This window comes from Pseudoalteromonas sp. A601 (genome assembly GCF_002165575.1).
Classification (GTDB): domain Bacteria; phylum Pseudomonadota; class Gammaproteobacteria; order Enterobacterales; family Alteromonadaceae; genus Pseudoalteromonas.
In genome coordinates this window covers 151,402-174,734 of the sequence record NZ_MXQF01000011.1, presented here as the reverse complement: position 1 = coordinate 174,734, position 23,333 = coordinate 151,402, and the positions used below count along the sequence as shown (strand labels likewise).

General features: G+C 40.4%; 22 protein-coding genes and 3 tRNA genes. 14 read left to right on the top strand and 11 right to left on the bottom strand.

Annotated elements, in window-relative coordinates:
* Positions 1–40: 40 nt before the first annotated feature.
* The 4 genes from B5G52_RS11515 to uvrD all read right to left on the bottom strand — a co-directional run bounded on the left by B5G52_RS11515 (position 41) and on the right by uvrD (position 6,268).
* Positions 41–889, bottom strand: coding sequence for a chemotaxis protein (locus B5G52_RS11515; RefSeq protein WP_087532789.1), 849 nt, complete (start codon positions 887–889; stop codon positions 41–43).
* A 58-nt stretch (positions 890–947) separates the two neighbouring features.
* Entirely contained in the window at positions 948–1,961 is a 1,014-nt protein-coding gene (locus B5G52_RS11510; protein ID WP_254911191.1) for an ABC transporter substrate-binding protein, read from the bottom strand.
* Between the two features lie 73 nt (positions 1,962–2,034).
* Positions 2,035–4,125 carry a GNAT family N-acetyltransferase gene (locus B5G52_RS11505; RefSeq protein WP_087532787.1) on the bottom strand — a complete coding sequence of 697 codons (2,091 nt, stop codon included), beginning with the start codon at positions 4,123–4,125 and terminating at the stop codon, positions 2,035–2,037.
* Entirely contained in the window at positions 4,103–6,268 is a 2,166-nt protein-coding gene (uvrD, locus tag B5G52_RS11500; protein WP_087532786.1) for a DNA helicase II, read from the bottom strand. The genes B5G52_RS11505 and uvrD overlap by 23 nt, the downstream gene beginning before the upstream one ends.
* Positions 6,269–6,577: 309 nt before the next feature.
* Between uvrD and B5G52_RS11495 the strand changes: the two genes are divergently transcribed.
* Complete coding sequence (locus B5G52_RS11495) at positions 6,578–6,802, top strand: hypothetical protein (protein WP_087532785.1); 225 nt, start codon at positions 6,578–6,580, stop codon at positions 6,800–6,802.
* A 96-nt stretch (positions 6,803–6,898) separates the two neighbouring features.
* On the top strand, positions 6,899–7,267 hold the full coding sequence (locus B5G52_RS11490) for a YacL family protein (protein ID WP_087532784.1): 369 nt from the start codon (positions 6,899–6,901) through the stop codon (positions 7,265–7,267).
* 39 nt (positions 7,268–7,306) lie between these two features.
* On the opposite strand, the gene B5G52_RS11485 is transcribed toward B5G52_RS11490, so the two are convergent.
* The gene (locus B5G52_RS11485) at positions 7,307–7,936 is read right to left on the bottom strand and encodes a peroxiredoxin-like family protein (protein ID WP_087532783.1); all 630 of its coding nucleotides are present in this window, start codon (positions 7,934–7,936) and stop codon (positions 7,307–7,309) included.
* 121 nt (positions 7,937–8,057) lie between these two features.
* Here B5G52_RS11485 and B5G52_RS11480 point away from each other — a divergent pair, with 121 nt between their 5' ends.
* Positions 8,058–8,681, top strand: a complete 624-nt coding sequence (locus tag B5G52_RS11480) for a dUTP diphosphatase (RefSeq protein WP_087532782.1) — start codon at positions 8,058–8,060, stop codon at positions 8,679–8,681.
* Here the strand turns inward: B5G52_RS11480 and yrfG are convergent.
* A complete protein-coding gene (gene yrfG, locus B5G52_RS11475; RefSeq protein ID WP_087532781.1) occupies positions 8,666–9,328 on the bottom strand; it encodes a GMP/IMP nucleotidase in 663 nt (220 codons plus the stop codon). The genes B5G52_RS11480 and yrfG overlap by 16 nt on opposite strands.
* Before the next feature lie 62 nt (positions 9,329–9,390).
* Between yrfG and nudE the strand changes: the two genes are divergently transcribed.
* The 9 genes from nudE (at position 9,391) to B5G52_RS11430 (ending at position 17,164) form a co-directional block, all read left to right on the top strand.
* Positions 9,391–9,960, top strand: a complete 570-nt coding sequence (gene nudE / locus B5G52_RS11470) for an ADP compounds hydrolase NudE (protein ID WP_176372540.1) — start codon at positions 9,391–9,393, stop codon at positions 9,958–9,960.
* Positions 9,957–10,754, top strand: a complete 798-nt coding sequence (gene cysQ / locus B5G52_RS11465) for a 3'(2'),5'-bisphosphate nucleotidase CysQ (protein ID WP_087532780.1) — start codon at positions 9,957–9,959, stop codon at positions 10,752–10,754. Before nudE ends, cysQ begins: the two co-directional genes overlap by 4 nt.
* A gap of 140 nt (positions 10,755–10,894) precedes the next feature.
* Positions 10,895–10,971: transfer RNA gene (locus B5G52_RS11460), tRNA-Met, on the top strand.
* A gap of 160 nt (positions 10,972–11,131) precedes the next feature.
* A tRNA-Met gene (locus tag B5G52_RS11455) sits at positions 11,132–11,208 on the top strand.
* Positions 11,209–11,357: 149 nt separating this feature from the next.
* Positions 11,358–11,434, top strand: a tRNA-Met gene (locus B5G52_RS11450).
* A 656-nt stretch (positions 11,435–12,090) separates the two neighbouring features.
* On the top strand, positions 12,091–13,902 hold the full coding sequence (locus tag B5G52_RS11445) for an assimilatory sulfite reductase (NADPH) flavoprotein subunit (RefSeq protein WP_087532779.1): 1,812 nt from the start codon (positions 12,091–12,093) through the stop codon (positions 13,900–13,902).
* A gap of 66 nt (positions 13,903–13,968) precedes the next feature.
* The gene (cysI, locus tag B5G52_RS11440; protein WP_087532778.1) at positions 13,969–15,666 is read left to right on the top strand and encodes an assimilatory sulfite reductase (NADPH) hemoprotein subunit; all 1,698 of its coding nucleotides are present in this window, start codon (positions 13,969–13,971) and stop codon (positions 15,664–15,666) included.
* Between the two features lie 43 nt (positions 15,667–15,709).
* Positions 15,710–16,450, top strand: a complete 741-nt coding sequence (locus tag B5G52_RS11435; RefSeq protein ID WP_087532777.1) for a phosphoadenylyl-sulfate reductase — start codon at positions 15,710–15,712, stop codon at positions 16,448–16,450.
* Positions 16,451–16,633: 183 nt separating this feature from the next.
* Complete coding sequence (locus B5G52_RS11430) at positions 16,634–17,164, top strand: DUF4124 domain-containing protein (protein ID WP_087532776.1); 531 nt, start codon at positions 16,634–16,636, stop codon at positions 17,162–17,164.
* A 177-nt stretch (positions 17,165–17,341) separates the two neighbouring features.
* Here B5G52_RS11430 and B5G52_RS11425 read toward each other — a convergent pair whose 3' ends face one another.
* The 4 genes from B5G52_RS11425 to B5G52_RS11410 form a co-directional block, all read right to left on the bottom strand.
* A complete protein-coding gene (locus B5G52_RS11425) occupies positions 17,342–17,605 on the bottom strand; it encodes a hypothetical protein (RefSeq protein ID WP_087532775.1) in 264 nt (87 codons plus the stop codon).
* Positions 17,606–17,711: 106 nt separating this feature from the next.
* On the bottom strand, positions 17,712–20,459 hold the full coding sequence (gene acnA / locus B5G52_RS11420) for an aconitate hydratase AcnA (RefSeq protein WP_087532774.1): 2,748 nt from the start codon (positions 20,457–20,459) through the stop codon (positions 17,712–17,714).
* A 224-nt stretch (positions 20,460–20,683) separates the two neighbouring features.
* Entirely contained in the window at positions 20,684–21,112 is a 429-nt protein-coding gene (locus tag B5G52_RS11415) for a hypothetical protein (protein WP_087532773.1), read from the bottom strand.
* 85 nt (positions 21,113–21,197) lie between these two features.
* The gene (locus B5G52_RS11410) at positions 21,198–21,578 is read right to left on the bottom strand and encodes an RNA-binding S4 domain-containing protein (protein ID WP_087532772.1); all 381 of its coding nucleotides are present in this window, start codon (positions 21,576–21,578) and stop codon (positions 21,198–21,200) included.
* Between the two features lie 269 nt (positions 21,579–21,847).
* Here B5G52_RS11410 and B5G52_RS11405 point away from each other — a divergent pair, with 269 nt between their 5' ends.
* Both B5G52_RS11405 and B5G52_RS11400 read left to right on the top strand, forming a co-directional pair.
* On the top strand, positions 21,848–22,135 hold the full coding sequence (locus tag B5G52_RS11405) for a hypothetical protein (protein ID WP_087532771.1): 288 nt from the start codon (positions 21,848–21,850) through the stop codon (positions 22,133–22,135).
* Between the two features lie 56 nt (positions 22,136–22,191).
* Complete coding sequence (locus B5G52_RS11400; RefSeq protein ID WP_087532770.1) at positions 22,192–22,857, top strand: hypothetical protein; 666 nt, start codon at positions 22,192–22,194, stop codon at positions 22,855–22,857.
* Here B5G52_RS11400 and B5G52_RS11395 read toward each other — a convergent pair.
* On the bottom strand, positions 22,854–23,312 hold the full coding sequence (locus B5G52_RS11395; protein ID WP_087532769.1) for a Crp/Fnr family transcriptional regulator: 459 nt from the start codon (positions 23,310–23,312) through the stop codon (positions 22,854–22,856). The two genes, B5G52_RS11400 and B5G52_RS11395, sit on opposite strands and share 4 nt — an antisense overlap.
* Between the last annotated feature and the right edge of the window lie 21 nt (positions 23,313–23,333).

The following is a 23,333-nucleotide window of genomic DNA, read 5'->3' as shown; positions in this document are numbered from 1 at the left end:
GCAAACTCGCAAACTCGCAAACTCGCAAACCTCCGTAAAACTAAAACAATCCGTATGCTTCTGTTTCTTCGGCCTGATGTTGTACTAGGTGATCGGGTCTAAATATTGCGCTGGGGTCAATTAGTACGCTATGTTTTTGATCAAGTTTAATAAGCCCTCGCATCATATTCTTCGTTTGTGAATCAATTTCAAAACCAATATCAGTAAGTTTATCGAGCGGTTTAACATCTTCTTTTTTGTAATTAATGCTATCTTCTACTTTATCAACAAGTAAACCAATATGAGGATTAATGCCATCTTTAGTGGTGAAAATTATGATTGGTTTATAATCTAGGCTTAGTTGCTCTTTTGCGGAGTCAAAAAGCCTCATTAATTGTTTATAACTACCACTACGCTCGGTGCTTAGCTGTTTTTGTGCTTTTTCATTATGACCAGACTTGGTGAGCATACTTATTTCATTTGCTTGTTGGCATAAACGCTCATGTGGCACATTAAAGCGCTCAACAATGGCTTGGAGGTCATCATTTTCTGTTTTAAAACTAAAATACCAATTAGCAAAACTTGATTGTTGAATATCAGTGTTTTGTTCAAATAGTGTTTGGTGGATAGTGCTGCTCTCTAAAGACGAAAACCAAGCTTGTTGTTTATTTTGCCAGTCATTAAATACCTCAAGTAGCGACTGGTTAGCTTCTTGAGTGGGTCTTTTATTAAGAATAATGCCTAAGTCAAAAATGGGAGTGGGTATTTCCATATAATCTTTGACGCCGATGAAGCTTTTATTGTCGTTTGGGAGGGAGGTTAAATTATCTTCGAAACGCTCAGTTAAAAGTATATCTAATATTTTTAATGAGATTGTTTTTTGACCCACCCTAAAGTTTATTAACTCCATAGCTTCCTCGCTTACTAAAATAATAACTTAAGGATAGAACATAATAGAAAAACCACAGTTATTTTAGTGAGAAGAATGAGCGATAAACAAGGTGCCCATTTATACTGTTCTTATCTAGGAATAGTGAGTTTAGTTGTTGATCTTCTCTAAAGCTTTTATTTAATTGGGTCATTAAACATGTGTTCTCTAAAGGTTGTGGGCAGTGTTGTGCCGCTAAACTAAAAAATACAGCATTTAGGTAGCCTTCAAAATGTAGCCTGTTAGGTGTTGTTACATTCGCATTTTTCATGTCTTTTAAAAACTCTGTACACCAAACTGATTTGCATTGAAATGGGTTTGGTACAACTTCGGTCACCATCAGATTCGTTGAATACTTTAAGTTTGCGAATAAATCAGAGCTTGATGCAAATGAAATGCTGGTGTAATCAGGTTTATAACCTTGCTCATAAGCAGTGTTTATAAACACAGATAAAGGTTTATATGTGCCTACTAGGCTTATTGCTGTTGCTCCACTGCTTTTTAATACTTCGAGTGCTTGTGTTATCTCGTGGGTATTTCGCAAGTAACGGGCAACTTTGACAGGTTTTAAATTGTATTTTGATAAAGACTTTAAAAGACCTGTTTCTACCACATAGCCAAACTCATCAGCTTGAATTAAAAAGCCAATTTTCGTGTGTTTTTTTTCTTCGACTAAATACTTTATTTGTATTTTTGCTTCATCGTAGTAACTGGCTCGTATATTAAATACATTTATAGTTGGAGCAGTGTGTAAAAACTCTGCACCACTGAAGGGCATTAAATACGGGGTTTTTAACTTTTCTAAAATAGGCGTAACAGCATGACTGGTAGGGGTGCCCATTGCCCCAAATAATGCTACAACGTTTTCATTACTAATAAAATGACGCGTATTTGTTACTGTCTTTTTCGGTTCATAGCCGTCATCAGCAACAAGTAACTTTATCTGCGCGCCATTTATTCCGCCATTTTTGTTTATTTTTTCAAAGTAAACTTCACTGCCTAAATGAAGTTGTGTGCCAATTTTTTTTGCAGGTCCTGTTAAGGCAGTAGACATACCTAATTTTATGACAGTTTGGTTGTTTGCCTTTGCAGTGAAGCTGTAGGTTATAAAAAATAAAAGGGGAAAACTAAGTAGAAATTGTGTGTGTGAGTTTTTCATACCAATTTATTACTGCCTGTTTAAATTGTTGCTCTAATGTTTTCTTCCCGCTGATCTTTAATGCTATTTTTACTTCTTGCAACGACCAGTTTTGTAATATTAGTCTAATAAATAGGTATTTGGTACGTGTCTCGCAATTTTTTAGGGTGGAGGGGGATTGCCAGAATACACGCCATAATATCGGTTTTACTGTAAATAGTTGATAGGCAGTTGCTAAAATAGCATCTAGGCGCTTTATTTGGGGTGAAATAGCTTGTTTATTGCTGCACTGAGTAATCACAATTTCTACTAATTGATGATCTAATAATTTGAATTGATCGAGTAGTTGAAGTGCAAAATCTGATTGAAACTGCTGTTCAAGCTGGTTTATTAAATTACCATTAGCTAAGCCTTTTACGACTAGTGCGGCGTGATCTGCTGTCGCTTTATCTTGTTGAAATCCTAGTTTTACTAATTTAAAGCCGTTACTTTGCCAAAACTTTAGTAATGTGGCGTTTGCACCAAAACTGGCACCAAAGTAATCGCATTCAAGCGTTAGTTTATTTTCACAGTACCTTAGTAGTTGTGAGCCAATATTTTTTTGGTGTAACGAAGGTGAAACGGCAATACGTACTACCCGCGCACAGTATTTGTTCAGAATAGTTGAGTCAAAACTAAGTTGCGCGAGTGTTTGCGCCATCAAGTGCCCTTGTGGCCTGCGCTTCCCTATTACTATTTGCTCGCTAATATCTGTTGTTAAACCACCTTCAATAGCCACTAAGCAAACTGCTACCACTTTGTTTTGTAATGATGCAATAAACACTCTCTGTGAAGGGGCGTCTAACAGATGGCGTAAATCATTCACACTGTTTTGGTAATGCGCTAGCGAAAGTAAGCTGACAATTTGCTTTAGTAATTCTTCATCGTGTGCCAGCTGCTCGCGGCTTAATTGCGAAAACTCAACTTTGTCACTGCTAATGTTGATCTGTTGATAGTCAGCACCTAGTGCAAGTAAGGTGGATAGGTGATTTTCCAGAGGATCATTAGCAGCAAACCGAATCGGTTGCGTTAATTCAATGCTGCGCATGTTTTTATAATGGGCTTGTAAATAGCGCTTAAATTTTAATGTGTAGCCTCGGCCATTTCCTTCATAGCCCACCATGGTACTTGCAAATATAATACGTGGGTAATGGGTGAGCATTTTTATAAGCACAGGCACGGGGATAGAGGCAGCTTCATCAACAAACAATACATCACATTCTGGAAGTTCGTTCAGTAATTGATCAGGCGGACTAAAGTGTAAATTTGCCAGTTGTTTATCTGAGGCGTTGTAGCTTAAATTGCGTGCTTGTGAGAGATGTTTAAAACAACTGTGTAAAGCAGTAAATTGTTGAGCACAAATCACTATTTTTTTATCTGACAGCTGTGCAGCAGCGAAGCCCAGCGCTGATGACTTGCCTCGACCTCTATCCGCACTTATTAATAATGGGCGATTTGCTCGTCCGTTAGCTGTTTTTACAATTTGCTCAATACACGTTTGTTGCTCAGTTAAATCAATAACTCCCGCTTCGACAGCATTATTTTGAGTGTCTGTGTAGCCGTTTGGTTGGCTAAAATGCAGGGCCTTACTCTGTGTTAGTAATCTTGCTAAGCGTTGGTTAAAAAAGCTTCTGGGTTGATTTTGCCCATAGGATTGAAAATAGGTTAAAGCAGGATCGCACCAATTTTTTAAGTTACTCAACTCAGGCAAAAGCAGCACCAATAAACCACCTGCTTTAACGGTGCCGCTTAATGCTGCGAGTTTGTCGGGTAAAATACCACTAAAGCTATCATAAATAGCATGATCAAACTCTTGACCTAAAATTTGATGAGAGTGCTCTGGCCAAAAGCTAGGGGATAGCTCTGTGCTTTTGGATAATACATTGATCTTGGAATCATTTAGCTCGTGGAGCAGGTGCTGGGCAGCTAAATAGCACCAGTTTTGTTCACCGGTGATCAGTAATAGTTGCCTATGCTTAGCATAGGCAAGTTGTGATAATACTTTGTTTAGCTCAGTGTTAAATTGCTTGAAGTCGTGCATATTGGGTTACTAGCCATTTACTGCCTACATCGTCAAAGTTCACTTGTACTCGTGATTGAGCACCAGCACCTTCGTAATTTAACACAGTACCAATACCAAATTTTGCATGTACAACGCGTTGCCCTAAATTAAAGCCGCTATCTTCAAATGCTGCATGGCTAACCGATGAGCTAAAGCGCCCTGCTGCAGGTGGGCGAGAGACTTGAGTTTTAATGCGGATTTCTTCAACACAATCTTCAGGCATTTCACGTAAAAAGCGTGACGGGCTGTGGTATTTTTCTTGGCCGTATAAACGGCGGCTTTCGGCATGGCTAATATAAAGCTTTTCCATTGCACGTGTCATGCCTACATAACACAGGCGGCGCTCTTCTTCTAAACGGCCAGATTCTTCATTACTCTGCTGAGAAGGGAACATGCCTTCTTCAACACCCACCATAAATACTAGCGGGAACTCTAAACCTTTTGCTGAGTGAAGTGTCATCATTTGCACAGCGTCTTCATGTTCTTCTGCTTGGCCATCACCTGATTCAAGCGAGGTGTAGGCTAAAAAGCCTTGCAGTGGTGAACTAAACTCTTCGTCTTCGGGTAATTCGTACTGACCACACGCGCTAATAAGCTCTTCTAAGTTTTCTACTCGGGCACGGCCTTTCTCGCCCTTTTCTGCTTGGTACATGGCCATTAAGCCCGATGTTTGAATTGCGTACTTGGCTTGCTCTTCGAGTGTAAGCTCGCCAATTTTTTCTTCTATATGCTCAACAAGCTCTACAAACTTACTAACAACGCTAGCTGCACGGCCAGATAAGTGCTGCTGTTCAACAACGGCTTTTGCCGCATACCAAAGAGGTAACGATTCAGCACGAGCACAATCTCGTATATGGCTTAGGGTTTTATCGCCAATACCACGGGCAGGGGTGTTGATGACACGTTCAAATGCAGCATCATCTTGACGGTTACCAACAAGGCGTAAATAAGCCAAAGCATCTTTGATCTCTTGACGTTCGAAGAATCGCATACCGCCATAAATGCGGTATTTTAAGCCTTCTTGTAACATGGCTTCTTCAAGTACCCGCGATTGCGCATTACTACGATATAAAATAGCCGCATCTTGTAATGCATTACCCGCATTAAGCCAACTACGTAGTTTACTGCTAACAAAACGTGCTTCATCTAATTCGTTAAACGCAGCATAGATAGAGATTGGCTCACCTTCATTGCCATCAGTCCACAAGCTTTTACCCATACGGTCTGAGTTGTTTTGAATCAACGCATTGGATGCTTTAAGAATAGTGGCTGTTGATCGATAGTTTTGTTCAAGGCGAATTGTTTCGGCTTCAAAATCAGTTAAGAAACGTTTGATGTTCTCAATTTTTGCACCACGCCAACCATAAATACTTTGATCATCATCACCAACAATCATAATGCTATTGGTATCGCCAGCAAGTAGCTTAAGCCATGCATATTGAATGGTGTTGGTATCTTGGAATTCGTCTACTAACATGTGGGCAAAGCGCTGCTGATAATGGCGCAGTAAGGTTGGGTTATTTTTTAAGACTTCAAAACTGCGGAGCAGAATTTCGGCAAAATCAACCAAACCGGCACGATCGCAAGCCTCTTGGTAAGCAGTATAAACCTTAAGCATCATTTGCTCATTAATATCATAAGCTTGAATGTCTTTTGGGCGAAGACCTTCATCTTTTTTCGCGCTGATGTACCAACCAAATTGTTTAGCAGGCCATTTTTTATCATCGATGTTCATCGCTTTTAATAAGCGTTTGATCATTCTTAGTTGGTCGTCAGAGTCCAAGATTTGAAATGCTTCAGGTAAATTAGCTTCACGGTGATGTGCGCGTAAAATGCGATGCGATAAACCATGGAATGTACCTATCCACATACCGCCGACTGGTGCGCCGAGTGTTTCTTCAACCCGAGAGCGCATTTCTTTTGCTGCTTTATTGGTAAAGGTTACCGCGAAAACGCTGTAAGCAGATGCTTGTTCTACTTGCATTAACCACGCAATACGATGAACTAATACTCGAGTTTTACCAGAGCCAGCGCCTGCGAGCACCAGCATATTTTGCAGTGGAGCAGCTACGGCATCCCGTTGTTTGTCATTTAAGCCATCGAGTAATTCTGAAACGTCCATCATCACGCCTTTTCAATCAATATTGCAGGCAGTATAACAGGTGTTTTTGTTAGGCTAAATAAAATACTGTTTTTATAAACAGTTAATTTTAAAATGTTCTTTATTTTATTCATAAGGCTTTTTAGCTAAGCTAGTGTCATAAACAATATTTGCTGTAGCCAATTTGACTGATATTTAGTAAAAATCACGATTTAAGATAAGTTGTTTTTGTCACTATAGTTTTAAAGTATTGATTATTAATGAATTAAATAATTGGCATGAAGTGTGTAAGTATCTAATAAGAAAATCAAATTAATAATTGAGGTTAACATGGCAGAGCAAGGTTCAGGCGGTAATGTAATCGCAGCAATTTGTAATATATTTTTTCCAGGTCTAGGGCAGCTAGTACAAGGGCGAATTTTGGCAGCTCTTGTTTTCGCAATAATTGTTTTTGGCGGTTATGCGCTATGGTTTTTGGTAATCCCTCCTATCATAGGTGCAATATTTCATTTGTGGGCGATCATTGATGCCGCACGCTTTAGAACCTACCGGTAGTAGGTTTACCGAAAGATAAAAATAGCGCTTTATAGCGCTATTTTTGTATCTGACTTTTGTTATAATTCTTCGCATAAGTAGTACTGGACTATAATTATGGAATATCAATTTATACGCGACCCTATCAGTGGGCTGCGTATTAAAATTAGCAGTGAACACGCAGTGATTGGCCGCTGGTTAAATGAAGAGATCGGCAAAGATAAAATAGCCATGGTGCAAGCTTTAATTACGTCAGTTGCCAGCAGCTTTGAGCCGCTGACTTTACAAGGCCAAGAAATAGACTTGATCTTAAATAAAGACGAAGCCATTTTTGAAGCCCATGCATTGCACCAAGATTCAGAAGATTTAATCGCTTATCAAGATGATGAACTCATGCTTGAAGAAAACGGGCTTAGCAGTGGCTGTGGCTTTGAAGACTTTGTTGATTTAATTAACTCTTGGCAAGAATTTACCTCAGGAAGATAAGCAGGGCATAGAGGTCCTGCTAGTCAATCATAAAGGGGGTTATTGTTCAGCGACTGACTTTACTGCTGCCAATAGTAAGTTTTCAGTTAAGCGCACCTTATAGTTTGGATTAGCGTATTGAAAGTTAACTAGCCCCTTTTTATCTACTACAAATACCGCAGGTACAGGCAGTGCTACCTTAGCTTTGCCATCTAACGACACAAAGTTCACACCTAGTTTGTTACGATAGATAGTCGCTGTTTTATCGTCTAAATAAAATGCAAGGCCAAGCGCTTGGCTTAGTGTAAGGCTATCATCAGAAAGTAGCTGGTAATTAGGTGAGTCTATTTTACTCTCAGCTAATTTTTCTGGGCTGTCAGGTGATACTGCAATAATCTGCGCACCTAAATCAGCGATTTGTTGCTCTATATTTTGAATGCTAGCTAATTGCTTTGAACAATACGGGCACCAGCCGCCACGGTAAACGATAAGCACGGTTGTTTTTTCTGCGAAGCGTTTGCTTAAAACAACATTGTTCCCATCTTTATCTTTTAATGTTGTAGCAGGAACCATTAACCCCGGCATAAGTGGGCTGACTTTTTCAGCTTCATTGGCGATGTTTGTAGCTGTTGCAGCAGATACAACTGTGCTAATGAGTACGGAACAAGCGAGTAGAATAGGTTTTAGCATTTCATTCCCTTATTGATTGTTTAAACGTTCGGTTACAAGACAGGCTAGCAAGATAAACAATTTCATCAAACTGAATTTATCTGTATTATTAGCGTTAATTAAAATAGCAACTGGAAGAGACATGTCTGCCAATTTAAATAAACTAGTGGTGATGCTAGAAATGCAAAACGCTATGAATACCAAAGTTCATGAGCAATGGTTTAGCCAAGGTTTTGAGTGGAACCGCGCAATTTGGGTTGAATGTGCTGAAATGCTAGATCACTACGGTTGGAAATGGTGGAAAAAACAAACTCCAGATACAGAACAAGTAATCCTTGAACTTGTAGATATTTTTCATTTTGGTTTATCGCTGCGCATTGACCGAGAGACAAGCTATCTAGAGTTGGCTAAACAGCTAGAAAAGCAGCTAAATTCGCCAAAAACAGCTGATGACTTCAAACAAACCCTTGAAATTCTAGCTGCATCAGCTGTTGCCGATAAAGTGTTTAATGCAGAAGCATTCGCTGGTTGTATGGTACAAATCGGTATGAATATTGACGATTTATACCGTGGTTATGTGGGTAAAAATACGCTTAACTTCTTTCGCCAAGATCATGGCTATAAAGATGGCAGTTATATTAAAGTATGGCATGGTAAAGAAGACAACGAGCACTTAGTTGAAGTAGTAAAAAGCATTGATACTGAGCAAGCAGACTTTGCTAAGCTAGTATACCAAGGCCTTGAGGCACGTTACCCTAAAGGTTGAGGGTGTACGTTGCTAAAATCGGTGATACTTAAATAGTCGTTGATTTCATTGTGTGGTTGCTTGCTATCAGGGTTAGCAACCGCCAATAAGTGGCCTATGCCAAACTCTTTTGCAGCGTTTAATACGCTCAAACTGTCATCAATAAATAAGGTGCGCTGCTTATCAAACCCTAAATCAGCTTGCACTTGCTGCCAAAGGCTTTGGCTTTCTTTACTCACACCATATTGGTGGGTAGAGACCACACCATCTAAATAGTTATCTATATCTGTTTGTTCAAACTTCAGCATCACACTTCCTGGGTGCGCATTGGTTAGTAATATTAGCTCTTTGTTTGCTTTACGCATGGCAGTTAAAAAAGCAGGTACATCTTCGCGTACTTTAATTAAATGCTGAGTTTGGCGTTTAAGTTCCATAATAGGTAAATTAAGCTGTTGCTGCCAATAGTCTAAACAGTACCACTGAATTTGCCCATGGACAGCTTGATATCGGTTATGTATATCAGCTTTGGCATCGGCTAAACTAATATTTTGCGCAATCGCAAGTTGCTCTGGGATAACATTAAGCCAAAAGTGATTATCAAAATGCAGATCAAGTAAAGTACCATCCATATCTAATAGTACAGTATCGATTTTTGACCAATTTAGCATAGGCATTTCTCTATAAAAGATTTATGATTGTAGTAAGAAGCCATGATAGCAAATTAATGCCAATGACACAGAAAAAGCACCCAACACCACCGCAGATACTTAGCAACAATGTTGTTGCTAAAAGTCGTTTATTTACAGTTGAGTCTTTAGATTTAAAGTTCTCAAATAATGAACAACGTCAGTACGAACGGATCCGCGGTGGCGGCCGAGGTGCTGTGATGATAGTGCCATTAACAGTTGATAATGAATTACTGCTTGTACGTGAGTACTGTGCAGGCACAAACGATTATCAACTTGGTTTTCCTAAAGGCTTAATTGATCCCGGTGAAACTCCAGAGCAAGCGGCAAACCGTGAGCTTAAAGAAGAGGTTGGCTTTGGTGCTGAGCAATTAGAGCCACTCAAAAAGGTCTCTATGGCGCCCAGTTACTTTAACGCCACAATGCATATCCTATTTGCCCAGCAGCTTTACCCACAAACACTTGAAGGTGACGAACCAGAACCTTTAGTGGTGGTTAAGTGGCCATTAACCCAATGGCAGTCATTATTACAACAAGATGACTTTACTGAAGCACGAAGCGTTGCAGCTTTGCTATTATTAATGAAGCGCATTGAATCGGGGAGCTGCGAATGAATAATTTACTTGAGCCATGTATTGAACTTGCACAAAGTGCAGGTGCAGCAATTATGGCAATTTATAAAAAAGATGATATTGGCCAGCAACAAAAGTCCGACCATACACCAGTGACAAAGGCAGATTTAGCCGCCAATGATGTATTGGTGGCTGGGTTAAAAGCACTTGCTCCTGATATACCTATTATGTCTGAAGAAACACCGATACCAGCGCTTGCAGATAGACAAGATTGGCAGCGTTACTGGCTACTTGATCCAATGGATGGTACCGGCGAGTTTATTCTTGAAAGTGGTGACTTCGCCGTAAATATTGCCCTAGTAGAAAATAACCGCCCAGTATTGGGTGTTATTTATTGGCCTGCCAAAGGGGTTACTTACTTTGCTAGTTATCAGAACGGCGCATTTAAGCGTAGCAATGACATTGATGAACAGATTAATGTTGCTACCCCAGACAGTCTTACGTTAGCCGTTAGTCGTCGCCAGAAGATAGAGGCGGTGAGCCAATATTTAAATACGCAGTTTACTACGGTTGCTGTGGGTTCTTGTTCTTTAAAAGCATGTATTGTTGCTGAAGGTAAAGCCGATTGCTTTTTACGTATTGGCCCAACGGGTGAGTGGGATACCGGTGCTTCACAAATTATTGTTGAAGAAGCGGGAGGATGTATAACAGATGCTGAATTTAATCCGCTTACATATAATCAACGAGAGAGTACAGAAAACCCTGACTTTATCGTGATGGGGCACCCAGATTGGGAGTTCCAGAAAATGATAAGTCCGCACCAAAGAGCGCTTTAATCAGCGCTTTGCCTGCTTTTTGTTCGGTTGAACAGCTTTAAGTAGTTTAGGCCTTGCATTCTAATTTTATTCCTATATTATAGCGCTCTCTTCGAAACAGGCTCGTAAATAATACGAAACTGTTAAGAGGAAATTACAGGCGCGGGATGGAGCAGCCTGGTAGCTCGTCGGGCTCATAACCCGAAGGTCGTCGGTTCAAATCCGGCTCCCGCAACCATTTCTTTTAGTTAGGATTTGGTGCAACAGGTAGTTTAAAAGGTCGTCGGTTCACTCTTCACCTTTCACAGCTCCCGAAACCAATTCTTTTAAAGAAACGGTTACTGTAAACTCTTGGTTAGAGTGAAAATTAACTAGTCGATAGACTTAAAATATACAGGCGCGGGATGGAGCAGCCTGGTAGCTCGTCGGGCTCATAACCCGAAGGTCGTCGGTTCAAATCCGGCTCCCGCAACCAATATTCTAAGAGAATTTAGGTTACTGTTGGTAGTTTTCAAAGGTCGTCGCTTCACTCTTCACCTTTCACAGCTCCCGCAACCAATTCTTATCAGAGTTGAAAGCCAAGTTGTCATGTATAGCAACTATAAATAAATCTACAATTTCAGGCGCGGGATGGAGCAGCCTGGTAGCTCGTCGGGCTCATAACCCGAAGGTCGTCGGTTCAAATCCGGCTCCCGCAACCAACTGAAATTACAATATAGAATATTAAACAGACACGCCTAAAGCGTGTTTTTTTATGTCTGAAATTCAGTGAATATCTTGTTGATGCTGCTCATAACCCGAAGGTCGTCGGTTCGCTCTTCATAAACACTGGCTCCCGCAACCAACTGAAATAAAATGTAATAATGAATCGACACTCTATACGAGTGTTTTTTTGTGCCTAAAATTCAGTGAATATCTTGTTGATGCTACTCATAACCCGAAGGTCGTCATCACTGCGTGAGGCACTCACTCTTCATAAACTCTGGCTCCCGCAACCACTGAAATAACAAGTTCTATTAAATCGATACGCCTAAAGCGTGTTTTGTATGCCTGAAATTCAGTGGAATCAATTAGCGAGATGTTTTAATAGGCAAGCTGAAGAGCAAGTGTAATACAGAAACTCAAAACTCCTCTTTAATCTGTTTTTGAAGGAAATAATCTAATTCCATAACTAAATGGAATAACAAAGCAGATTCTATTCTTTTTTTATTCGCCAATACCCCGTTATTCTTCACTCTCAGAGAAATCTTTGGAGTGGGCATTTACGCTTTAAAGTAGAAATAAATTTTAGGCAAACTGATTTACTCATAAAAGTAATCATTTTGTAGTTAATTTTTAGGGTTACGGGGACGAATTCATGTTGTTAGGTCAACTCAATGCAGCGGCAAGCCCGCTATCGCAAGAGCAAGTACAAAAGCTACAAGGTTTAGTGGCTGAGCTTAATCCAATTCAGCAAGCTTGGGTGAGTGGTTACCTTGCTGCGAATGCAAATACTGCAGCCCTAGGTGGTGTTGTGGGGGCAGCACCGAGTGCAGGTGAAGCAGCTGCATTAACTATTTTATATGGTTCGCAAACCGGTAACTCAAAAGGTGTAGCAACTAAGCTGAAAGAGCAAGCTGAGTCACGCGGTTTGGCTGTTAAATTAGTGAGCATGGCCGACTACAAACCAACGGCGTTGAAAAAAGAAAAGTTCTTAACTGTTGTTGTGTCTACGTACGGTGAAGGTGAGCCGCCTGAAGATGCAGAAACACTACATGAATTCTTAACCACCAAGAAAGCTCCTAAACTTGATGGCGTTAAAATTGCGGTAATTGGTTTAGGTGACTCAAGCTATGAGTTTTTCTGCCAGACAGCTAAAGACTTTGAAGAGCGCTTAACTAAGCTTGGCGCAGAGACTATCTATCAGCGCGCTGATTTAGATGTTGATTACGATGATGAAGCAGCTACTTGGATCACTGGCGCATTAGATGCCTTTGAACCGGATTTAAAAGCACAGCAAGATACAGGTGGCCAAGTTGTTTCTATGCCATTTGGCGCACCAGCAGCGGCTGCTAGTCAATACACTAAGCAAAAGCCATTTGCGGCAGAGCTTAGCACAGTGCAAAAGATTACCGGTCGTGATTCAACCAAAGATGTTCGTCACGTTGAAATCTCTCTTGAGGGCTCCGATATTACTTATACGCCTGGTGACTCTCTGGGTGTGTATTTCTTAAATGATGAAGCATTGGTCGACGAAGTACTTGAACTGACACAAATAGATGCTGCAAGCCTAGTTAAGATTGGTGATGAAGAGCTAAGCATCCGTGATGCATTAATTGAAAAATTAGAGCTAACGCAATCTTACCCAGGCTTTGTTGAAAAGTACGCAGTAGCAACGGGGACACCTGAGTTATTAAAGCTGGTGGAAGATAAAGCGGCAATGCGTGAATACATTGAACCACGCCAAATATTTGATGTGATCCGCCAAAATCCAGCAAAAATTGAAGCACAAACACTCGTTGATTGCCTACGTAAATTACAAGCACGTTTGTATTCAATTGCGTCAAGCCAAGCTGAGGTTGAAGACGAAGTTCATTTAACGATTGGCCTTGTTGAATTTGACGCCTTTGGCAGCGAACATTTAGGTGGTTGCTCTGGTTATTTAGCACGTCGTGCTGAAGAAGGCTGCAAAGTAAAAGTATTTAGTGAGCACAACGATAATTTCCGTTTACCAAGCAATGACGAAACACCAGTGATTATGGTCGGCCCTGGTACGGGTATCGCGCCGTTCCGTGCATTTTTACAAGAGCGTGATTCGCGAGAAGCATCGGGTAAAAACTGGTTGTTCTTCGGTAATCCACACTTTACTCAAGACTTTTTGTATCAAGTAGAGATTCAAGGTTATTTAAAATCAGGCCTATTGAACAAAGTTGATGTGGCATTTAGTCGCGACCAAGCTGATAAAGTCTATGTACAAGATAAGCTTCGCCAAAACAGTAAAGACGTTTTTGCATGGTTAGAAGCGGGCGCACACATCTACATTTGTGGTGATGCAAACCGTATGGCGAAAGACGTACACAATGCTTTGATTGATATCATCAGCGAAAATACAGGTAAGAGCTTTGAAGATGCAGATCAGTATTTAAAAGACTTACGTAGCGCAAATCGCTATCAGAAAGACGTGTACTAAGTACACATTGCTTACTTTATAAAAGCAACGCTAACAGCCGTCACTGTAACAAATTTAGGATTAAACATGAGCGAACAAGATAAAAACGTAAAGCTTTCTGATAACGAGCGTTTGAAAAGAGAAAGTAACTTTTTACGTGGCACTATAGAGCAAGATTTAAAAGACGAGATCACCGGTGGTTTTACCGCGGATAACTTTCAGTTAATTCGTTTCCACGGTATGTATCAACAAGATGACCGCGATATTCGTGGTGAGCGTGCTAAGCAAAAGCTTGAGCCACTACACAATGTAATGCTGCGTGCACGTATGCCTGGCGGTATTATCAAACCTGAACAGTGGCTTGCGATTGATAAATTTGCCGATGAGAAAACCAGCTACGGCAGTATCCGTTTAACAACGCGTCAAACGTTTCAGTTTCATGGTGTATTAAAGCCAAATATCAAAGGCATGCACCAAATGCTTAATAGCGTGGGTATCGACTCAATTGCAACAGCAGGTGATGTGAACCGTAACGTACTATGTACCACGAACCCAGTTGAGTCTGAGCTTCATCAAGAAGCATACGATTGGGCAGCAAAAATTTCAGAGCATTTGTTACCAAAAACCAAAGCGTATGCAGAAATTTGGTTAAATGGCGAAAAAGCAGAAACCACTGAAGAGCCGATTTTAGGGTCTAATTACTTACCGCGTAAGTTTAAAACAACTGTGACGATCCCACCTAATAATGAAGTGGACGTTCATGCAAATGATTTAAACTTTGTGGCAATTGCAGAAAATGGAAAGCTAGTTGGTTTTAATGTGTTAGTCGGTGGCGGTCTTGCTATGACTCACGGTGATACTGCTACGTATCCACGTAAAGCGGATGACTTTGGTTTTATTGCCATAGAAGACACGTTAAAAATTGCTGAGCATGTGGTATCAGTACAACGTGATTGGGGTAATCGTTCAAACCGTAAAAATGCAAAAACTAAATACACTTTAGACCGTGTTGGTTCAGATGTATTTAAAGCTGAAGTAGAAAAACGTGCAGGTGTTACCTTTGCTCCTAGCCGCCCATTTGAATTCACTCACCGTGGCGATCGTATTGGCTGGGTTGAAGGGATTGATGGCAAACATCACTTAACGCTATTTATTCAAAGTGGCCGTATTTTAGATTACCCAGATAAGCCACTGAAGACAGGTTGTCGTAAAATTGCCGAAGTTCACCAAGGTGATATGCGCATGACGGCGAACCAAAATTTAATTATTGCCGGTGTGCCAGCCGATCAAAAAGCAGTGATCGAAGAAATTGCCCGTAATCACGGATTAATTGACGACAAAGACACTGAGCAACGCAAAAACTCGATGGCGTGTGTAGCATTGCCAACTTGTCCGCTTGCAATGGCAGAAGCTGAGCGTTACTTACCAAACTTAGTTGAAAAGACCGAAGCACTGCTAGCCAAGCATGGTATCCCTGATGACAGCATTATAATGCGTGTTGTCGGTTGTCCAAATGGTTGTGGTCGTGCAATGTTGGCTGAAGCTGGTTTAGTGGGTAAAGGACCTGGAAAATATAACGTGTACTTAGGGGGTAACCTTGAAGGCACACGTATTCCTAAATTGTATTTAGAAAATGTCGGCGAAGACGTGTACCTAGATGCCTTTGACAAGCTAATTGGTCAATGGGCAAGTGAGCGTAACGACGGCGAATGTTTTGGTGACTTTGTGATTCGTAAAGGCATTGTTGCTGAAGTTAAAGTGTCAGTCACCGATTTTCACGCTTAATTTAAAAGCAAGCGGTAACGCTTGCTGAGGTTTGGAATTTACTATGAGTGAATTTAAAAACATATTACAGCTCGATAAAGAAAGCCAAGTTGCTTTACTTGCTGATGCTAACGGTATATTGAAAGATATGAGCGCTGAGCAGCGTGTTGTATGGGCGCTGGATAATTTGCCCGATACACAGTTTTTATCATCAAGCTTTGGTATTCAAGCTGCTGTGATGTTGCACTTAGTAACAACACAGCGCCCAAATATACCTGTAGTACTGACTGATACAGGGTATTTATTCCCTGAGACTTACCAGTTTATTGAGCAGATGACGGAGCGTTTATCACTTAATTTAAAAGTGTATAAATCAACGCTAAGTCCTGCATGGCAAGAAGCTAAATTTGGTAAATTGTGGGAGCAAGGCGAGGCGGGCATTAAGCAATATAATCAGCTTAATAAAGTCGAGCCGATGACCCGTGCTTTAAAAGAGATTGATGCTGGTACTTGGTTTAGTGGCCTGCGCCGTGATCAGGCGTCTACTCGTGCAGATAAACAAATTGTTGAAATCAGCCGAGGAACAGTGAAGGTTTATCCAATTATTGAATGGACTAACCGCGATGTGTATCAATATTTAACTAAGCATGATTTACCCTACCATCCACTTTGGGAGCAAGGGTATGTGTCTATGGGCGATGTCCATACAACCCGAAAACTAGAACCTGGTATGACGGAAGAAGAAACGCGCTTCTTTGGTTTAAACCGTGAATGTGGACTACATATTGATGGTGATGGGATTTAATCCTAAATAGCTCTCTGAATATTCTAAAACGCAGCCTGGCTGCGTTTTTCATTTTATTAACGCCGGTGCATTTAATATTTTTTTAAAAAAGCTGAAAGATAGTGATGAGCTTGGTAGAATTATTACTCGCTACCAATGACGGTAGTTTTTTAGTTCATATCAACTTATCTCAAAGGATTGAAAATGAAGTACTTTGCATATCTAGCTGTGATGGTATTGCTTATAAGTGTTGTAGCACTATTTTACTTGAAGCGTCCGGATGGGCAAGCGTGGCTAACTACAGAGCAAGTAACAAATAAGTCTGGCGCTTTAAAAGAACAAATGGTTGCGCTTTCAAGTGATACGCTTGATCAAGCTGTAAAGTTAGTTACGGACACTAGTAGTAAGGTAGTGGAAAAGGTTACATCTAGTGCAAAGCCTTCTACAACTGTCATATATAAATGGCAAGATGAGACTGGGCAATGGCATTATTCAGATCAACCCAACCCCAATGGTAATAGTGAGCAAATGGTATTAGACCCAAATGATGTCACCATGGTTGCGGCTGAAGACACATCAATACTTAAAGGTAGTGCTAAATCGGGCGGTACACCACTGAAAAAAGCGCCGACAAGTGCTTATGATCCCATCGTTATTAAAAAGCTGTTTGACGACGCAGAGCAAGTAAAGTCACAATTAGAACTGCGTAATAACGCCCTCGAACAATCGCGTTAATATACCTAAACGACCTTAAGGTGCATAGCTCAGCATTTCATAGGTGCTTAATATCATACTTTGTGCTAATTTTTGATGGAGGCTTTCTGTTGTCCGAAGCGATAAGTAATACTTTGTTTAATATGACTTAAGATGTAATACACACATAGCAATAGCTGAATAAAGACCCTAAAGTGTTTAATTATCTTTAACGGTGAGCTCAATCTTTTTCAGTTTCTTATGCTTAGCTTCAAGGTGCATAAGGTAAATAGTTAAGTAAATCTTTGTTGGTAATGAGAATAAAATCCCGATAGCGATACATATTGCACTGATTGTAATTCTTTGGACGCTATTAATAGCATCAAACAAGTCAGACATAAGCAAGTAGTGACCTAATAATATTAGGCACAGCCCTGAGATGATAAATACTTTAAGTATTTTGATGATGGATAGATCAGGCATACACTCGTTATCCTAGCTTTTATGTAACTCAGTGTAGCCAATAATATGAAATGTGATTTGTTTTGAATCAAACTGGGGTTGATTTTAGGCAACCCCATTTGTTTATTTACTCTTGCAGCATATTTCTTAATACATATTGTAAGATGCCGCCATGCTTGTAGTAGTCCCACTCTTTTGGTGTATCAATACGCACATCGGCGCTAAAGCTCACTTGCTTACCTTCACTATTGGTGACAATAACGCTTACTTCATCCGTTTTGTCATACAAGCCTTCAATATCAAACTGCTCTTGACCTGTAAGCTCCAGTGACTCATGACTTTCACCATCTTTAAATTGTAAAGGTAATACGCCCATACCTATTAAATTAGAGCGGTGAATGCGCTCGTAACTCTGTGCAATCACGGCTTTAACACCTAATAATAAAGAGCCCTTAGCAGCCCAATCTCGCGATGAGCCCGTGCCATACTCAGCCCCAGCAAGAACGACTAAAGGTATACCTTGTTTTTGGTATGCCATTGCTGCGTCGAAAATACTAGCAAGTTCATTATCGGGTTGCGTGCGTGTAACGCCTCCTTCAGTACCTGGTGCAAGTAAGTTCTTTAATCTTACATTGGCAAAAGTGCCGCGCATCATCACTTCATGGTTACCACGGCGAGAACCGTAGGAATTGAACTGTGATTTTTCAACTCCATGGCGTTGTAAGTATTCGCCAGCAGGTGCACTAGCTTTAATCGCACCAGCAGGTGAAATATGATCGGTGGTCACTGAGTCACCTAGTTTAGCCAAACAGCGTGCGCCGCTAATGTTTGGAATACCCGGTGGTTCAACACTCATACCATCAAAAAATGGCGCTTTTTTGATGTAGGTAGAAGCATCATTCCAGTCATATAATTTGCCATCAGGTATTTTAATTTGTTGCCAGCGTTCATCACCTTTGTAAACATTACCGTAGCTGCTAGCAAACATTTCTTTTGTAACTGTCTTCTTCACAAGCTCGTTTACTTCACTGACACTTGGCCAAATATTTTTAAGATAAATGTCATTGCCGTTGCTATCTTGCGCTAAAGGCTCATTGTATACATCGATATTGGTACGCCCTGCAATTGCATAAGCAACTACTAAAGGTGGAGACGCTAAAAAGTTCATCTTTACATCTTGGTGAATCCGTCCTTCAAAGTTCCTGTTACCCGATAGTATAGAGCTTACCACTAACTTGTGTTTTTGAATTGCTTCAGAAATTTCATCAGGTAGTGGCCCTGAATTACCAATACATGTAGTACAGCCATAGCCAACAAGGTTAAACCCTAATGCTTCTAAATCATCCATTAGCTCAGCGCTTTTCAAGTAGTCTGTGACTACTTGTGAGCCCGGTGCTAGTGAGGTTTTGACCCAAGGTTTTACATTAATGCCTAATTGGCGTGCTTTTTGTGCGACTAAACCGGCAGCTAAAATTACACTTGGATTAGAGGTGTTAGTACAGCTAGTTATGGCTGCAATTACACATGCACCATCATTCAGCTCAAATTCTTGGCCTTTAAAACTAACTTTTGCAGCACCCATAAATTGCGCTTCATCAACCGGTTCATCTGGGTTTGTAGTTGGCCCTTCACTTTCGATACGAGCCTGTTGTTCATCGCTTTTATCTCGAGAGGCTATTCGCTCATCTTGAAAGCCTTTTAAGTGCTCGCCAATTATATCGCCAGCTTTATCAAGAGCGATTCTGTCTTGTGGGCGTTTAGGGCCAGCTAAACTCGGCACTACGTCATCAAGTTTTAATTCTAGCTTATCGGTGTAATTAGCTTCGTCACCAGCATTACGCCATAAACCTTGGTGCTTGGCGTAATCTTCAATGAGCTTTAATTGCGTTTCATCACGGTTAGTTAAGCGTAAATAATTAATTGTTTCGTCATCAATTGGGAATATACCGCAGGTAGCACCATACTCCGGTGCCATGTTAGCGATCGTCGCGCGATCAGCTAATGGTAAATCAGCAAGGCCATCACCATAGAATTCAACAAATTTACCTACAACGCCATGGTTGCGCAGCATTTCAGTCACAGTCAACACTAAATCAGTTGCTGTGGTTCCCTCAGGTAGGCGACCGTCAAGCTTCATACCGACCACTTGTGGGATCAATAAGCTTATAGGCTGACCAAGCATAGCCGCTTCGGCTTCTATGCCACCTACCCCCCAGCCAAGCACGCCTAAGCCATTGATCATAGTCGTGTGGGAGTCGGTACCAACGAGCGTGTCAGGGTAGGCAAACTTTTGGCCGTTGCGCTCTTCATTAAATACGACACGGGCTAAATACTCTAAGTTTACTTGGTGAACGATACCTGTAGCTGGTGGCACTACTTTTAAATTATCAAAAGCAGTTTGGCCCCAACGTAAAAATTCATAACGTTCTTTATTGCGTTCATATTCGAGTTTGGCATTTAAATCAAATGCGCCATCATCGCCGTAACCATCAACTTGTACTGAGTGATCGATAACAAGTTCCGCAGGAGAAAGCGGATTTATTTTCGCCGGATCACCACCGAGTTTTTCCATGGCATCACGCATTGCGGCTAAATCAACAATTGCTGGCACACCTGTAAAATCCTGCATTACCACACGCGCGGGAGTAAATGCCACTTCGGCGCTGGGTTTAGCCTGAGGGTCCCAATCAAGTAAAGCTTCAATGTCTTGCTTTTTTATATTGACGTCATCTTCATTACGTAACAAGTTTTCAAGCAAAATCTTGAGCGAAAAAGGTAGTCGCTTGGCTTTATCCCCGAGTCCTTGTAATGAATGAATGTGAAATTGCTCACCGTTAATTGTGAGTTGTTTTTGGGTGTCAAAACTATTGCTCATTATATGCCCCTTTATGGTACCGGTTAGGTATGGTGAATATCCTTAAATTGTAAATTTAATCGCTTACTCGCTTACTTAATAGCGTAACCTCTTCATTATTTAATCAATTGCAAAGTGCATACCAAAATAAAATTGTATTATTTTAATACACTTTATTTAATTGATCTGGTCCTTAATTTTCATATTTCAAGTAGTCAGTATCAGGAAGGAGACTCTCAATAAAATTATTTTAACCAGCCTTGTTTAACGCCTTTATGACTGACTAACAGAAGTAATATCGCGATGATAATGACAAACATAGGCATAAAAACGGCACTTGCGCCAAGCAGTTCTATACTGTTGATGATAATAAAGTTATAAAATTGCTGTACGGCAATAGCCGCCAACGATGATGCAAATACACTGCGAGCAAGGGAGCGCTTAAGAATTAAAAGTATCGAGCCAAAGGTGCCTCCAAATACCGCAATTGCGAATGCAACTGTTGACCAAAGAGGAATGTTAGAATATGCAGCTTGTTGTTCTACAGGAAGTTTATTTATCATTTCAGGTGTCATCAGCATCTGTATGATAAAGGCAATAACACCTAATAAATTCCAAACAAGCGCTGCCCAAGCGGTGCTTTTTAGCCAGTTTGGCGGGGGAGGGTTCGCCATAATTACCTTCTTAATTATTATTTTAAAAAGGTAATTAAAGACGACGGTGAGTTAATTTACAAGCTAAGGCGTGGGCTTAAATCAATTAACCAAATGAAATAGGCCGACGACCTGTTTTTTCATCTACTTTTGGCTTTTTAGTGCGTTTGCGCTTACTTTTAGCCGGTGTTGCTTCTGTAGTGCTTGTTTTTGTTACCTCAGGTTGCGTATTTTGTACTGGTCTTTGAGCCGGAGTAGCATCTTCACTTAACGTTAATTGAAACCATTCACCATCAAACTCAAGTACATCGCCACTGTATAATTTTTTCCGCTTTATTGTACATATTTCATGGTTAACACCCACGTAGCCTTCACTAATTAGGTTCTTTGCTTGGCCACCACCTTCAACTAAATCAAGAACTTTGAGTAACTTGCATAGTTCAATGGGTTCTTCTTCTAATTCTATTTCAATGTATTCATCGTTCATATTTGGTCTCAGTGAGGTAGGGCATAGCCTTTATTATAAAGACTTAGAGCGAATTTTGCATCACACCTTGTGCAGTGAAAAAAATTAAGCTGAATTTTATTTTAAACTTTTTTAGTTTTTTCTGGGTCTTTAAAAAAACTGCAGTAATTGAAGGTTAAGCTGCAGCTCTTAAATCTGGCCGGTTATTTGCCAATACATGATTCAAATTTTATCAACGCTAGATAGCAGTAACCAAATGTAAGTGCTATTACATTGAAATGGAGTAGAAAATGGGCGTAAGATTAGCAATGCGAAAAGAGTTAATGGGTTTAAATAACTCGGATATGTTAACTGCCGATGATGTCAGGACACACCTTACAAAAATAGTGAAGCAACAACCGCAAAGTACACAAAAGGGCTTTTCGGTTATTTCAAAATTTAACGATAACCATAGTCAATTAGTAAGTGGGGATAATAACAAAGAGCGTTTGCTTAAGTTCGAACGTCATCGCTTGTTTAAAGATGTGTTATACACCCGCCAAAGTGTCGATGCGTGGTTAAACAGTCAAATGAATTAAGTTGCTTTTAATAATCACCTCCAATAGACTACAAGTGTAATCATTTGGAGGTGATCATGAAAAATGGACTTTTAATATTTATTTTGCTCGCATTTTTGGCTGCATGCCAACAACCCACCGTTTATATTTTTAGCGAAAACTTGCAGGATGAACAACGTCAGCAGCTTGATGTGGCTCTAAAAGCACAATCACTACCTTATGAGTATGTCGAGCTTGAGGTGCCAAGAGAGTTTGGTGCTGCGACATTGATGTTAGCAAATGACAAGATTTTACGCACACAAACGCAGCAGTTAGCGGCCATTATGCAAGCGCTGGGATACCAACCTGAAATAAGTTATACAACACGCGCAAATCATTTTTATGGTGATGGTAATATTGGTTTTTATCTAAAAAATGTAGATCCAGATAAAACATTTACTATGCCGAAAACTGTACGTACCAGCGAATGTGAAAAGGATGAGGATAACGATTTAGCGGTGAGTTTTACTTCTCAACATGCCCAGTTCACGTTAGCCAGCGGAGCAAAGGTGATTTTGCAGTGGGAGTACTTATATGGTTATTTGGTTATCTATTACAGTAATTACTCACAAACTTATACTCATTCAAAGCCATTGGTTGCGACTCCTTTTGGCCTTAAGTCATCAGATACATACACAATCACAGCGCATGTTAATAAGCCAAGTTGGCTAAACTGTTCGTTGCAGGTCGTGTATATGGATTAAGGGTGGTTTTCAATATGCGCACTAAGCTTAGCAATACGCTCGCTCATACCTTCAATAATGCGGTCTTTAATTTTCTCGCGGATGACGTTAGGTAAGCGTGTCAGTGCCTCAGCCGTAATGGCAAGTACAATGGTGTCGCTTTTTGCCCGGGCACTGGTGCTGCGCTCTCGGTTATTAATAAATGCACCTTCGCCAATAAACTCACCAGGTTCTATAGTACCTAAATCCACTAGATGGCTATGTTTAAAGACCATAATGGCGCCACTAAGAACAATATAGAGTTGCTTATCGTTATCGTATTGTTTAAATAGAAACCGATTTTGATGAACTAAATATAAATGACTGAATGATTCAAGTAATACCTGCCGCTCATTAAGGGTAAACTCTTTAAAAAAATTCAGTCTATTGATAATTTCCATCTGTTTTATTAATGGAATGTGCTCGATCAGCTTCATGGCGCATCAATACCGTTAGTC